This window comes from Roseovarius sp., from assembly GCF_965277045.1.
Classification (GTDB): domain Bacteria; phylum Pseudomonadota; class Alphaproteobacteria; order Rhodobacterales; family Rhodobacteraceae; genus Roseovarius.
The window spans coordinates 2,725,515-2,738,644 of record NZ_OZ255712.1 but is presented as its reverse complement, the minus strand read 5'-3'; the positions used below and the strand labels follow the sequence as shown (position 1 = coordinate 2,738,644).

Genomic DNA, 13,130 nt, shown 5'->3' with positions numbered 1-13,130 from the left:
CGCCGGTCGCTGTCTGCGGCCTCGGATCGGCGGATCGGACGGAGGGCACGGCCATGACGGCATACGTGATCGGGCAGATGGAGATCCACAGCCGGGACTGGATGGAGGCGTATTTCGCGAAGATCCCCGAGGTGGTGGCGGCGCATGAAGGCCGGTTCCTGGTGCGGGGCGGCAACCCGGAGCGGATGGAGGGTGCCGGTGCGATGCCCGACGCGGCCTTCGTCCTGGAGTTTCCCGACCGGGACCATGCGCGGGCGTTCTGGCACTCGGATGCGTTTCAGGAGCTTGCTGTGCTGCGGCGGTCGGGGTCGGAGCTGAATGCTATTCTGGTCGACGGGCTGGGGTAACGCGCGCGCCCGGATGGGCGACCCTCGGGAGGAAGGGCAGCGGCGGATGCCTCCGGCGGGGATATTTGAAGCCAGAGGAAGAGGGGGGATGGCGCGGGGGGCGGAACTGCGTGCGTCTTGCCGTTGCGGGCCGCAGACCCCGGCGCGCCTTACTCGGCGGCGCGGAAGATCATCTCGCGGCCCTCGGGCGTGCTGAGGATCAGGGTGGTTTCGGTGACCTCGGCAAGGGACATGGCGCCGAGCGCGTCCAGATACGCGGTTTCCTGCGCCAGGTCGGGACAGGCGCGGCGGGTGGTGCCGATTTCGGCGGCCTCGAACCACGGGTAGGGTTGCAGCTGCGCGGCGAAGTAGCGGTTGCAAGGCGCTTCGCCGACGATCTTGCCTTCTTCGGGGAAGGTGATGGTGGCGCGGGCGTCGAAAGCGGCGCCGTCAAGTTCCGCGAGTTGCCACGTCCTGTCCGCCGCACCGTGGCCCGAGAGGGTTTCATCGCCGCTGCAATTCAGCAGCGACACCACCAGGGGCACCGTCAGGAGGCTGCGCATCAGCGCAGGGCCAGCACCAGGTCGACAAGCGAACCGATGGCGCTGATGTGATCCGCGGGGCTGGCATTGCCGAGCGATGTCATGCCGATGGCCGAGGCATAGAGGATGCGCGCCATTTCCGGATTGTCGATGCCGATGTCGGACAGCAGCGATTGCAGGGCGGCCAGGCGGGCGTCGTCGACGTCGTCGATCGCGGCGCGGGCGAGATCGTCGGAATTGGCCCAGGCGCGCAAGGCGGGTTCGGTCGCGTCCGGCGCGGCAAACGCCTGGGCGAGATTGCGCAGGCGGGCCACCTCGGTGCTGCCGTCGTTCATCAGGTCGGGCAGGCGGGCGATGCTGTCGTCCCGCCATGCGGCCAGCAAGGCCTGGTGATAGGCCGGCACGTCGCGGAAGTGCCAGTAGAACGAGCCCTTGGAGACGCCGAGGCGTACCGCGAGAGGTTCGGCCTTGAGCGCGGTGGGGCCCAGTTCGGACAGCGCGTCGAGCCCGGCGGTGAGCCAGTCGCTGGATTTCAGACGTGTGGACGCGCGTGCCATGCATTCGGGATACGCCTGCGCAGGGCGCAATGCAAGCGTCCCGCCGCAATGCAGCATGGGCGCGCGAAGGGCCGCCCGCGCGGGCCTCTGTCACAAAAGTTTTGCCGAACCGTCACGGAAGCTTCGGAGAGTGCCGGTAGGCCTGCGCCGGGACATCAGGGGGCGATGCTGTGCTGGAACTTACCAGGCTTACGAAGGTTTTTGGCCGCCAGACGGCGGTCGATGCGGTGTCATTCACCGTCGAGAAGCCTGCGATGATCGGGATCATCGGGCGGTCCGGCGCGGGCAAGTCGACCCTGCTGCGGATGCTGAACCGGCTGACGGATGCCAGCGACGGCAGCATCGTGTTCGAGGGCCGGGACGTGACCGCGCTGAGGGGCGCCGAGAAGCGCGCGTGGCAGTCCGATTGCGCGATGATCTTTCAGCAGTTCAACCTGGTGCCGCGCATGGACGTGGTGTCGAACGTGCTGCACGGCACGCTGAACAGGCGGTCGACCTTTGCCACGATGTTCAACCTCTATCCGCAGGCCGATATCTATCGCGCCATCGCCATCCTGGACCGGCTGGGCATTGCCGAACACGCGCCGAAGCGGGCCGAGGCGCTGTCGGGCGGGCAGCAGCAGCGCGTGGCCATCGCGCGGGCGCTGATGCAGGAGCCCAAGGTGGTGCTGGCGGACGAGCCCATAGCGAGCCTGGACCCGATGAACGCCAAGCTGGTCATGGACGACCTGCGGCGCATCCACGAAGAGGACGGCCGCACCGTCATCGCCAACCTGCATACGCTGGATACCGCCCGCAAGTACTGTGATCGGGTGATCGGTATGCTGCATGGACGGGTGGTGTTCGACGGCACGCCCGAACAGCTGACCACGGGCGTGGCGCGCGACATCTATGGCGCGGACGCGAGTTTTTCCGAGGCCGCGACCTCGACCGCAATCGAGACGCCGGAGCGCGAGATTGCCTGACCCTACGACCCTGAAATTCATCTGCGCGCCGGTCACGGGGGTCGGCGGCAACAACCCGACTGGAGGACCAAGATGAAGAAACTGATTGCTGCCCTTGCGGCCACTACCGCCCTGACCGCGCCCGCGCTGGGCCAGGAAATCGAGGAGTTCCGCATCGGTATCCTTGGCGGCGAGAACGCCCAGGACCGTTTGAGCTCGCACGAGTGCCTGAAGAATTACACCGAGGAAGCCCTTGGCGTCGAAACCAAGCTGTTCGCGCCGGCCGACTATGCCGGTGTGATCCAGGGCCTTGTCGGCGGCACGCTGGACATGGCGTGGCTGGGCGCGTCGGGTTATGCCGCGACCTATCTGCAGGACCCCGAGGCGGTCGAGCCGGTGTTGGTCAAGATCAACATGGACGGCTCTTACGGCTATCATTCCATCGGGTTTGCCCGCAAGGACAGCGGCATCACCAGCCTCGACGACATGGAAGGCAAGGTGTTTGGCTTCGGTGACCCGAATTCGACCAGCGGGTACCTGATCCCGTCGATCGAGATCCCGCAGGCGGGTGAAGAGATCACCATGGAATCGGGTGACTACTTCGGCGAGGTGAAGTTCACCGGCGGTCATGAGCAGACCATCGTCGCGGTGAACAACGGCGACATCGACGCCGGTGTGACCTGGGCCGACGGCCAGGGCAACTGGGAAGACGGGTACAACTCGGGCGCGCTGCGCAAGGCCGTGGATGCGGGCCTGGTCGACATGAACGACCTGGTGGAAATCTGGAAGTCGAAGCCGATCCCGGAAGGCCCGATCGTGCTGCGCAAGTCGCTGCCCGCGGACGTGAAAGAGAAGATGGTGGCGCTGGTCGACGGCATGTACGAGACCGACCGCGACTGCACCTACTCGATCTCGGCCGGCGAAAGCCTGGGCTTCGATCCGATCACGCATGACGCGTACCTGTCGATCATCGAGGCGCGCAAGTCGGCGTCGCAATAAGCGTCTGACGATAGAGGTGGCGGGCCCCGACCGGGCCCGCCATTTGCATATTTCCCGAGAGGCTTCATGGCAGATGTGACCCAACCCGGCGGCGCGCCCCGGCTGAGCGAGATGCAGGCGACCTACATGGCGCAGGTGTCGAAACGGCGGCTTTATTCGGGGATCACGCTGCTGGTCTTCATCCTGCTGATGGTGTCTGGCTTTCGGCTGGCCGAAGAGCGCAATGGCGGCTCTTTCATCGGCGGGCTGGACAATTTCTTCGACTATCCGGGCGAGGTGGTGGCCGAAGCGGTGGAAAAGGCGGGCCAGTTGCCCGCGCATTTCGTGACGTTTTTCCCGGCTCTGCTGGAGACGGTGAATATCGCGGCAGTCAGTACCTTGGTCGGGGCTTTGGCGGCGGTCATCCTGTCGCTGTTGTCGACGCGGGGGCTGGCGCGGTTTCCCCGGCTGGTGCCGGTCTTTCGGCGGATCATGGACATCACCCGCGCGGTGCCGGAGATCGTGATCGCGCTCATTCTGATTTTCGTGCTGGGGGGAGGGCCGGTGCCGGCGATGATCGCGATTGCGTTCCACACGGCGGGAGCGCTGGGCAAGCTGTTCTCGGAAGTGAACGAGAACGCGTCGCTGAAGCCGCTGGACGGGCTGGAATCGGTGGGCGCGACGTGGAGCCAGCGGATGATGCTGGGGGTGGTGCCGCAGGTGGCGCCGAACTGGCTGAGCTATGCGCTGATGCGGTTCGAGATCAATATCCGGGCCTCGGCGATCCTGGGGTTCGTGGGCGCGGGCGGTCTTGGCTATGAGCTGAAGAACGCGATCAGCTGGGGGCAGGGGCGCTATGACGAGGCGGCGGCGATGTTCCTGATGCTGTTTGCCACGATCGTCCTCTTTGACCAGCTGTCGAGCCATTTCCGGGACCGGCTGGTTCACGGACGGAAGGTGGAGATGCACCGATGAGCGCGACCATGACCGATACCGATGCGCTGATGGCGCAGACCGGAAAGCTTTTTCAGCGCAAGCGGATGGTGGCCTTTGGCGTGCCGGCGCTGATCCTGGCCTATTTCGTCTATGTCTTTTTCGTCTTCGACGTACCGGGGCTGATGCAGAGGGCTAGTGCCGAGAACGCGCGGGCGCTGGTGGCGGATACCTACAGTTACAAGGTGCATGTGACGCGGGACAACCGCGACGGGGCCGTCGAGGTGGCCATCGAGGGCGAGCGGAAAGGCGAATATCCCGAAGGGGAAAGCCCGGAGTGGGTGGAGCTGGGCCGCGACACGGTGATCGACCTTGGGGGCGGTCACGTGGTGGTCTTCGGCCCCGAGACGATCAGCTATGACGTGCCGGGATACGGGGTTATCCGGGCGACGCCGAGCCGGAGCCAGGGCGTGGTGCAGGAGTTTCCGGACGGCGATCTGCCGGAGTGGATCAACAGCTCCAAGAACCGGCTGGCGATCACGACCGAGGCGGGGCGCCTGTCGGTCACGCGCAACCGGGCGGAGGTGTTTCGGTATTTCACCGGCTGGGAGCTGTTTTTCTTCACGCTGGACAGTCCCTATCACGGGATGAGCGTGGGGCAGGTGATGGGCCGGGCCTTCGACGGTGAGGCGGGCGAGATCTGGGACGATTTCTGGCACAACGAGATGTGGCGGCATTCGGACGTGATGTGGGCCATTTTCGAAACGATCCTGATGGCGTTTCTGGGCACGATGGGAGCGGCCATCGTGGCGCTGCCTATCGCATTCATGGCGGCGAAGAACTTTGCGCCGCTGAAGACGGTGCGGTTCGGGTTCCGGCGGCTGTTCGACTTCCTGCGCGGGGTCGATGCGCTGATCTGGACGATCATTCTGACGCGGGCGTTCGGGCTGGGGCCATTGACGGGCGCGCTGGCGATATTGCTGACCGATACGGGATCATTCGGGAAACTGTTTTCCGAGGCTCTGGAGAACGTGGACGACAAGCAGATCGAGGGGGTACAGTCGACGGGGGCGAAGCCCGTGCAGCGCTATCGCTTCGGTGTGCTGCCGCAGGTGACGCCGGTGCTGCTGAGCCAGGTGCTGTATTACCTGGAAAGCAACACGCGGTCGGCCACGATCATCGGGGCGATCACCGGGGGTGGGATCGGGCTGTTGCTGACGCAGGCAATCATCACGCAGAAGGACTGGGAAGAAGTGACCTATTACATCGTCCTGGTGGTGCTGATGGTGATCTTCATGGACTGGGTGTCGGGGATGTTGCGCCGGCGGCTGATCCAGTCGGACGATGCGGGGCATTAGGGCAGAATGCCGAAGCTGAGGGCGGATGCGCCGCTGATCCATCCCGACTGCGAGATTTCCGAGAGTTCATTTGGCGCCTTTTGCGAGGTGGGCCGGGGGAGCCGCGTGGCGTTTACCGTGTTCGGGAATTATTCCTATTGCGACCGGATGTGCGATATCGCCAATGCCGACGTGGGCAAGTTTTCCAATATCGCGAGTTTCGTGCGTGTGGGGGCGACGGATCATCCGCTGGACCGAGTGAGCCTGCATCATTTCATGTATCGCTCGGCCAGTTACTGGGACGATGCGGAAGATGATGCCGACTGGTTCGGAAAGCGCCGGGCGCGGCGGGCGGTCATCGGGCACGACACCTGGTTGGGGCACAATGCGCAGGTGAAGCCGGAGGTGAGCGTGGGGCACGGGGCCGTCGTGGCCTCGGGCGCGGTGGTGACGCGGGACGTGGCGCCCTACACCATCGTGGCGGGCGTGCCGGCAAAGCCCGTGCGCGCACGGCTGACGCCCGAGGTGGCGGAGCGGGTGATGGCGCTGGGCTGGTGGGATTGGGACCATGCACGGCTGCGGGCGGCGCTGGAGGATTTCCGGGGCCTGTCGGCTGAGGGATTCCTGGAGAAATACGAGGGTTGAGCCGCGTGGTGGGTTGGAAACCCACCCTACGGGCGTGGCGCGTGTCATCCTCGGGTCGCGCCCGAGGATGACGTGCACGGGAGGGCGTGGGGTGTCCCGACCCAAATTGGGCGGCCCGAAGCCCGCCCGGATTGGTCATGAAAATTGGCTTGGGATGTTCAGGGACAAGTGAACGCCGCCTGTATGGCCGAGTCGTGCAACAGGGATGTGTCGGCTGCGTGAAGGCTGGGTGACGCTTACTCGGCGGCCATTGCAAGCTCGGCGCCAGCGCCGAAGAACCGGGTGGCGGCCTCGCCGGCGAGATGCGTGATGCGGCCAGCGCAGATCGTGGCCTCGATCTGGCGGGTGGCTTCGTTGACCACCACGAGGTCGGCGCGGCGGCCATGGTCGATCATGCCCCGGTCGGGCAGGCGCATGATGCGGGCCGGGTTGCTGCTGATCAGCGCCCAGGCGGCGGGCAGGGTGCGCAGGCCCTTGTCCACGAGCGCGAAGGCGGCGCGGGCCAGCGAAGGGTAGTGATAGTCGGACACCAGCGCGTCGCAATGGCCCGCCTCGATCAGGTCCTCGGCGGCGGCGTTGCCGGCCTGCGAGCCGCCGCGCACCACGTTGGGGGCGCCCATCAGGACCGGGTCGCCCACGGCGTTGGCCAGCCGCGCGGCGGCGCGGGTGACGGGGAATTCGCAGATCTTGGCGCCGATCATGGAATAGGTCTCGCGGGTTTCGGCGTCGGGGTCGTCATGGCTGCCGTAGAGCACGCCACGGCGGTCGAAGCCTTCGGCGAGGCGGCAGAGGAAGCGGGGCACAAAGGTGGCGTTCTTCTTGGCGGCGCGCAGGGCGGCAAGGTGTTCTTGCGGCGTGCGGCGGGCCTCTTCGGCCCAGCGGGCCAGCGTGACGGGCCGGGCCCGGGCGGCGTCGAGCGCGTCGTCAAGGTGATTGTTGAAGACGACGTAGTCGATGTCATGCGCGTCAATCAGGGCCAGCAGGCGGTCGGCGGTGTCGGTGAGATGCGTCTCGCAGCGGATCTGGAGACGCAGGTCGGTCAGCAGCCGGGGGCGGGCGGTGGCCAGCGCCGTGGCCAGCGCCTCGGCCTGGTCGGGGGCGCGGCGGCCGCCTTCCCAGGACCAGCTTTGAGCCAGCCACGCGGTGGTGATGCCGTTGGAGGCGGCGTCGCGGTCGGTGGCGGCGAGGGCATCGGCCAGCGGGAACGGCGCGGAGGGGCGGGGCGCGATGTGGCGCTCGAACGCGTCGCCGTGCAGGTCGATGATGCCGGGCAGGACCAGATAGCCTGAAAGGTCGACCGCGGGCAGGGGGCCCTTGCCGATCACGCCCTGCCGGACGACGACCGAGCGGCGTTGCAGCTCGCCGTCGCGCAGGACGCGCGCGCCCGTTAGGCGCATGTCGCAGGGTTTCGTGGCCATCGGACTGCTCTCGCTCGTTTCCCGTCAAGGTAGCGTGGTTTTGTATCGTCGGAGTGACAAAGGGTTAATACGCCACGTCTTTTTCCGCCGCGGTGTCGGGCAGGGCGTCGCCGAGGGTCAGCGTGACCTGGTCGCCCGAAAACCAGGTGCGGCCGTATTCCAGCGGCTGGCCCTCCGGGTCGACGTTGAGCGAGACGGTGCGCAGGACGGGCGCGCCTTCGCGGATCTGCAGGTGGCCGGCCTGGGTTGGGGAGGCCAGGCGCGCCGCGACCCGCGTCCAGGCGCGGGTGTAGTCGGGCACGCCGATGGCGCGCAGGCTGTCGGTGATCGAATTGTGCCGGCGCAGGGCGTCGGGCAGGTCGGGCAAGCGGGCGGCCGGAAAGACCGAGCGGAAGAGTGCCAACGGTTGGTCGTCGGCCAGCGACAGCCCGTCGTAGGAATGCACGAGGTCGCCGGTGGCGAGGGCCAGCGCCTCGGCTTCGGACGCGTCGGCGGCGCGGGTTTCGATCAGGTGGGCACGGCGCGACGGCAGACGCCCGGCGGCGCGCAGGTTGGTCTGGAACCGCACGCGCGTCCCCAAGGGATAGTCGGTGGGTTTCTGCGCCACGAAGACGCCGGCGCCGCGGCGGGGAAAGACGGTGCCAGCCTCGGCCATGTCCGCCAGCGCGCGGCGGACGGTGTGGCGGTTGACGCCGAAGCGGCGGGCCAGTTCGGCCTCGGTCGGCAGCTTGTCGCCGGGGGCATAGCGGCCCGCCGCGATGTCGTCCGTCAGCGTGCCGAGGATGGATTTCCAGACCGGGGTTCGTGTGGCGGTGTTGGTCGGCATGTCATGAAACCTTCACGGGCAAGGGGCTTGGCTACTCGGATGCAATGAGCTATAGATTTGTCTAGTTGTATAGTAACATAGACAACTTTGCAAGGTGTCTAGATGACCGAAACGACCGAAATCTCTGAAAGACAGGCGTGGATGAGCACGCTGGCCAAGGCCCCCGCCGCCGACTTGGCGCGGTTGTGGGACGGGCTGGGGCTGGCCCCCGAGCACGACATGCTGCGCGCGCCCGAGGTGGGTGCTGTGATGGTGCGTGGCCGGACCGGGGCCACGGGCGCGCCGTTCAACCTGGGTGAAATGACGGTGACGCGCTGTTCGTTGCGGCTGGGCTGTGGGGCCGTCGGGCATGGATACGTGCAGGGGCGCGACAAGGCCCATGCCACGACCGCCGCGCTGGTCGATGCGCTGATGCAGACCGATGAGGCCGACCGGGTGCGCGAGACTGTCGTTACGCCTTTGACCGAGGCGTTGGCGGCGGCGAAGGCGCAGCGGCGGGCCAAGGCGGCGGCGACCCGGGTGGAGTTCTTCACCATGCAGCGGGGAGAGGATTGATGCAGACCGAGGCACTGACAGGCGGGTTCGGCGATGCGCCGGTGGACGCGGCGCGGGCCTTTCGCGGGGCGATGAACGCGATGGCGCGGCCCGGGCGGATCGAGGACCTGACCGGGGCGGTGCCGCCTGCGCCGCTGTCGGTGGCGGCGGGGGTGCTGGTGTTGACGCTGTGCGATGCGGAGACGCCTGTGTACCTGGCAGGCGATCACGATGCGCCCGCCGTGCGGGAGTGGATCACGTTTCACACCGGCGCGCCGTTCGCCGGGCCGGATGGGGCGATGTTCGCCTTGGGATCGTGGGAGGCGCTGGGGCCGCTGGAGGCCTATCCGGTGGGCACGCCGGAATACCCGGACCGGTCGACGACCCTGATCGTCGAAATGGCGGAGCTGGTGGCCGACGGGGCGGTGTTGCGCGGGCCGGGCATCCGGGACACGGCGCGGTTAAGCTTGCCGGAGGTGGCGGCGTTTCAGCGCAATGCAAAGGCGTTTCCGCTGGGGCTGGATTTCTTTTTAACCTGCGGCACCCGCGTGGCGGCGCTGCCACGGGCCACGAAAGTGGAGGGCTGAGCCATGTATGTTGCGGTGAAAGGCGGCGAGCGGGCGATTGAAAACGCCCATGCATGGCTGGCCGAGGAGCGGCGGGGCGACACGTCCGTGGCGGAGCTGTCGGTGGCGCAGATCCGCGAGCAGTTGAGTCTTGCCGTGAACCGAGTGATGGCGGAAGGCTCGCTTTACGATCCGGACCTCGCGGCGCTGGCGATCAAGCAGGCGCGGGGGGATCTGATCGAGGCGATTTTCCTGATCCGGGCCTATCGCACGACGCTCCCGCGCTTTGGCGCGTCCGAGCCGGTGGAGACGGGCGAGATGGTCTGCGATCGCCGGATCTCTGCCACGTTCAAGGACGCGCCGGGGGGGCAAGTTCTGGGGCCGACCTTCGATTACACGCACCGTCTGCTGGATTTCAAACTGGCCGCCGAGGGCGAGGTGCCGGAGGCCCCGGAGGGCGAGGCCGAGGACGGGCCGGTGCCGCATATCACCGGGTTTCTGAACCGCGAGGGGCTGATCCAGACCGAGGATGAGAGCGACGCCACGCCGCCCGACCTGACGCGCGAGCCGATGGAGTTGCCGGCGGGCCGGGCGCTGCGGCTGCAATCGCTGACGCGCGGCGACGAGGGGTTCGTGCTGGGCATGGCCTACTCGACCCAGCGGGGATACGCGCGGAACCATGCGTTCGTGGGGGAACTGCGCATCGGCACGGTGGAGGTCGAGATGGACATCCCCGAGTTGGGGTTCGCCATTGATATCGGCGAAATCACCCTGACCGAATGCGAGACGGTGAACCAGTTCAAGGGCTCGAAAACCGAGCCGCCGCAATTCACGCGGGGCTATGGGCTGGTCTTCGGGCAGACCGAGCGCAAGGCGATTTCCATGGCGCTGGTGGACCGGGCGTTGCGCTGGAAGGAACTGGGCGAGGACGACCAGGGTGCGCCGGCGCAGGACGAGGAATTCGTGCTGATGCATGCCGACAACATTCAGGCGACGGGGTTCCTGGAGCATATCAAGCTGCCGCATTACGTGGATTTCCAGAGCGAGCTGGAACTGGTTCGGAAGTTGCGGCGCGAGGCGGAAGGCCAGGCGGCGCGAGAGGCGGCGGAATGAGTTCCGGCCTGTCGCATATCACTTTCATCTGCGCCGACCTGGACCGGATGCAGCGGGTGCTGGAGGAGGTGCTGGAGGCGCGCTGTGTCTATGCCAGCGGGGCCGACCAGTTCTCGCTGTCCGAGGAGCGGTTTTTCATGGTGGGCGACTTGTGGGTGGCAATCATGAAAGGCGAGCCGCTGGCGGAGCGGACGTATAACCACGTGGCGTTCAAGGTGGACGAGGCCGATATCGAGGCGCGCGTGGCGCGGATCGAGGCGCTGGGGCTGGAGATGCGGCCCCCACGGCCACGGGTCGAAGGCGAGGGGCGGTCGGTGTATTTTCATTCACCGGATGGGCATTTGCTGGAGCTGCATACCGGCACGCTGGAGCAGCGGCTGGCGCGGTATGCACGGGGCCGGGAGGGTGTGGCGTGAATATCGTCTTCGATATCGGCAACGTGCTGATCGCGTGGGACCCGTATGCGGCGTTTCGCCATGCCTTCGACAGCGACGAGGAAATAGATGCGTTCCTGATGGATGCGGATTTCTATGCCTGGAACCTGGAGCAGGATCGCGGGCGGTCGCGGGAGGCTGCGGTGGCAGCCGCCGGGGCGGAGCATGCGGCGTTGCTGGACGGGTATTTCGACCGCTTTCACCTGACGATCCGGGACAAGATCTGCGAGACGTGGTCGCTGATGGAGCGGCTGCGCAGCAAGGGGCACGGCATCTATGGTCTGACCAATTTTGCCGCCGATACCTGGCCCGTGGCCCTGAGGGTGCATCCGCAGCTGGGCGAGGCGTTCGAGGACGTGGTCGTGTCGGGGCATGAAGGCACGGTCAAGCCCGACCGCGAGATCTACGACCTGCTATGCCGGCGCAACACGCTGAGCCCGAGCGATTGCCTGTTCATCGACGACAGCGCGGCCAATGCCGCGGGCGCACGGGCGGCGGGCTGGCAGGCGCATCATTTCACCTCTCCCGACGGGTTGCGGCGGGATCTGAACGCGCGGGGATTGCTATGAGTGACTACAATTTCGCCTATCTGGACGAGCAGACCAAGCGGATGATCCGACGGGCCATCCTGAAGGGGTTGGCCATTCCCGGCTACCAGGTGCCGTTCGCGTCGCGTGAAATGCCGATGCCCTATGGCTGGGGCACGGGCGGGGTGCAGGTGAGCGCCGCCACATTGACGCCCGAGGACCGGATGAAGGTGATCGACCAAGGGGCGGATGACACGACCAACGCGGTGTCGATCCGCAAGTTCTTTGAGCGCACGGCGGGCGTGGAGACGACCGAGGAGACGGGCCATGCGACAGTGATCCAGACCCGGCACCGGATCCCCGAGGCGGCGCTGACCGAGGACCAGATCCTGGTCTACCAGGTGCCTATCCCCGAGCCGTTGCGGTTCCTGGAGCCGCGCGAGACCGAGACGCGGAAGATGCATGCCCTGGAAGAATACGGGCTGATGCATGTGAAGCTGTACGAGGACATCAGCCAGCACGGCGCGATTGCCACGTCCTATGCCTATCCGGTGAAGGTGGAGGGGCGCTACGTGATGGACCCGTCGCCCATCCCGAAGTTCGACAATCCGAAGATGGAGATGGCGGCCATTCAGCTGTTCGGTGCGGGGCGCGAGCAGCGAATCTATGCGCTGCCGCCCTGGTGCAAGGTGGTGAGCCTCGATTTCGAGGACCATCCGTTCGAGGCCAGCAAGGCCGAGCATGAGTGCGACCTGTGCGGGGCCGGGGACAGCTATCTCGATGAGGTTATCGTGGACGATGCGGGCGGGCGGATGTTCGTCTGTTCGGATACGGATTACTGCCGGGGTCGCCGGGCCGCGGGACATGTGGGCGCGCAGGGCGTGCCATATGAGGAGGGCGCGGTGTGAACTTGGAAGAGATCAAACTCGATATGGGAGATTTGCGGAGTTGGAAGGATCCGCACCAACTGGAAAATGATCCTGTCATTTCTCTGATCGATGATTTGCAAGATGCTAAGCATCGCGGTTTCTTGAGAAAAAACGAGCTTGTGAAGATAGCCAAGCTGAAGAGTCCAAGGCGTCATGTACTGACGCAAGACAACAATGCTCGTGACGTGGAAGCGATCACTGAACTGGCTTTCGATCTTGAAAAGATTCAGAGCGAGAGCACGCGGGTATCATTGATTTGCAGCTTGAGTGGAGTGAGAACTCCTACTGCCTCATGTGTCCTTGCTTGGGTTTTTCCCGAGACGTGGCCTGTAATTGATCAACGCGCGTGGCGCGCGCTCGCAGCCTACAACCTTGTTGATGGTAAGAAAGCGCAACGCCTGAACTCGAAAGACTACGCCCATTACGTTTCGATTTGCCGACAAATAGCGAAGGATAAGCATGTTTCGCCGCAGATTGTCGACCGTTGGCTGTACGCAGCAGATAGCAAGGAGGGCTGACGG

At 65.9% G+C, this 13,130-nt stretch carries 17 protein-coding genes; 13 read left to right on the top strand and 4 right to left on the bottom strand.

Going from position 1 to position 13,130, the window contains the following annotated elements:
- Window positions 1-53: 53 nt before the first annotated feature.
- A complete protein-coding gene (locus ACQY4V_RS13725; RefSeq protein ID WP_428512543.1) occupies window positions 54-347 on the top strand; it encodes a DUF1330 domain-containing protein in 294 nt (97 codons plus the stop codon).
- Window positions 348-496: 149 nt separating this feature from the next.
- On the opposite strand, the gene ACQY4V_RS13720 is transcribed toward ACQY4V_RS13725, so the two are convergent.
- Window positions 497-889: an META domain-containing protein gene (locus ACQY4V_RS13720; RefSeq protein WP_428512541.1), complete on the bottom strand. Its 393-nt coding sequence runs from the start codon at window positions 887-889 to the stop codon at window positions 497-499.
- Entirely contained in the window at window positions 889-1,425 is a 537-nt protein-coding gene (locus ACQY4V_RS13715) for a TetR/AcrR family transcriptional regulator (RefSeq protein ID WP_428512539.1), read from the bottom strand. The genes ACQY4V_RS13720 and ACQY4V_RS13715 overlap by 1 nt, the downstream gene beginning before the upstream one ends.
- Before the next feature lie 170 nt (window positions 1,426-1,595).
- Here ACQY4V_RS13715 and phnC point away from each other — a divergent pair, with 170 nt between their 5' ends.
- The 5 genes from phnC to ACQY4V_RS13690 all read left to right on the top strand — a co-directional run bounded on the left by phnC (window position 1,596) and on the right by ACQY4V_RS13690 (window position 6,262).
- Window positions 1,596-2,390: a phosphonate ABC transporter ATP-binding protein gene (gene phnC / locus ACQY4V_RS13710; protein WP_428512537.1), complete on the top strand. Its 795-nt coding sequence runs from the start codon at window positions 1,596-1,598 to the stop codon at window positions 2,388-2,390.
- Between the two features lie 72 nt (window positions 2,391-2,462).
- Window positions 2,463-3,368: a phosphonate ABC transporter substrate-binding protein gene (phnD, locus tag ACQY4V_RS13705; RefSeq protein WP_428512535.1), complete on the top strand. Its 906-nt coding sequence runs from the start codon at window positions 2,463-2,465 to the stop codon at window positions 3,366-3,368.
- Window positions 3,369-3,434: 66 nt separating this feature from the next.
- Window positions 3,435-4,322 (top strand): phosphonate ABC transporter, permease protein PhnE, encoded by an 888-nt coding sequence (gene phnE / locus ACQY4V_RS13700; protein ID WP_428512533.1) that lies wholly within the window; start codon window positions 3,435-3,437, stop codon window positions 4,320-4,322.
- 8 nt (window positions 4,323-4,330) lie between these two features.
- Window positions 4,331-5,638, top strand: coding sequence for a phosphonate ABC transporter, permease protein PhnE (gene phnE / locus ACQY4V_RS13695; protein WP_428512532.1), 1,308 nt, complete (start codon window positions 4,331-4,333; stop codon window positions 5,636-5,638).
- 6 nt (window positions 5,639-5,644) lie between these two features.
- Window positions 5,645-6,262: a chloramphenicol acetyltransferase gene (locus ACQY4V_RS13690; protein ID WP_428512530.1), complete on the top strand. Its 618-nt coding sequence runs from the start codon at window positions 5,645-5,647 to the stop codon at window positions 6,260-6,262.
- Window positions 6,263-6,498: 236 nt separating this feature from the next.
- Here ACQY4V_RS13690 and ACQY4V_RS13685 read toward each other — a convergent pair whose 3' ends face one another.
- Together ACQY4V_RS13685 and phnF are read right to left on the bottom strand one after the other, a co-directional pair.
- Complete coding sequence (locus tag ACQY4V_RS13685; protein ID WP_428512528.1) at window positions 6,499-7,659, bottom strand: alpha-D-ribose 1-methylphosphonate 5-triphosphate diphosphatase; 1,161 nt, start codon at window positions 7,657-7,659, stop codon at window positions 6,499-6,501.
- 85 nt (window positions 7,660-7,744) lie between these two features.
- Window positions 7,745-8,506, bottom strand: coding sequence for a phosphonate metabolism transcriptional regulator PhnF (gene phnF / locus ACQY4V_RS13680; protein WP_428512526.1), 762 nt, complete (start codon window positions 8,504-8,506; stop codon window positions 7,745-7,747).
- A 102-nt stretch (window positions 8,507-8,608) separates the two neighbouring features.
- Here phnF and phnG point away from each other — a divergent pair, with 102 nt between their 5' ends.
- The 7 genes from phnG to ACQY4V_RS13645 are packed head-to-tail and all read left to right on the top strand — an operon-like array spanning window position 8,609 to window position 13,127.
- Window positions 8,609-9,061, top strand: coding sequence for a phosphonate C-P lyase system protein PhnG (gene phnG / locus ACQY4V_RS13675; RefSeq protein WP_428512524.1), 453 nt, complete (start codon window positions 8,609-8,611; stop codon window positions 9,059-9,061).
- The gene (gene phnH, locus ACQY4V_RS13670) at window positions 9,061-9,627 is read left to right on the top strand and encodes a phosphonate C-P lyase system protein PhnH (protein ID WP_428512522.1); all 567 of its coding nucleotides are present in this window, start codon (window positions 9,061-9,063) and stop codon (window positions 9,625-9,627) included. The genes phnG and phnH overlap by 1 nt, the downstream gene beginning before the upstream one ends.
- A gap of 3 nt (window positions 9,628-9,630) precedes the next feature.
- Entirely contained in the window at window positions 9,631-10,719 is a 1,089-nt protein-coding gene (locus tag ACQY4V_RS13665) for a carbon-phosphorus lyase complex subunit PhnI (RefSeq protein ID WP_428512520.1), read from the top strand.
- On the top strand, window positions 10,716-11,135 hold the full coding sequence (fosX, locus tag ACQY4V_RS13660) for a FosX/FosE/FosI family fosfomycin resistance hydrolase (RefSeq protein ID WP_428512518.1): 420 nt from the start codon (window positions 10,716-10,718) through the stop codon (window positions 11,133-11,135). The genes ACQY4V_RS13665 and fosX overlap by 4 nt, the downstream gene beginning before the upstream one ends.
- Window positions 11,132-11,722, top strand: a complete 591-nt coding sequence (locus ACQY4V_RS13655) for an HAD-IA family hydrolase (RefSeq protein ID WP_428512516.1) — start codon at window positions 11,132-11,134, stop codon at window positions 11,720-11,722. The genes fosX and ACQY4V_RS13655 overlap by 4 nt, the downstream gene beginning before the upstream one ends.
- Window positions 11,719-12,588 (top strand): alpha-D-ribose 1-methylphosphonate 5-phosphate C-P-lyase PhnJ, encoded by an 870-nt coding sequence (locus ACQY4V_RS13650; RefSeq protein ID WP_428512514.1) that lies wholly within the window; start codon window positions 11,719-11,721, stop codon window positions 12,586-12,588. Before ACQY4V_RS13655 ends, ACQY4V_RS13650 begins: the two co-directional genes overlap by 4 nt.
- Window positions 12,585-13,127 carry a hypothetical protein gene (locus tag ACQY4V_RS13645; protein WP_428512512.1) on the top strand — a complete coding sequence of 181 codons (543 nt, stop codon included), beginning with the start codon at window positions 12,585-12,587 and terminating at the stop codon, window positions 13,125-13,127. The genes ACQY4V_RS13650 and ACQY4V_RS13645 overlap by 4 nt, the downstream gene beginning before the upstream one ends.
- Window positions 13,128-13,130: the final 3 nt, after the last annotated feature.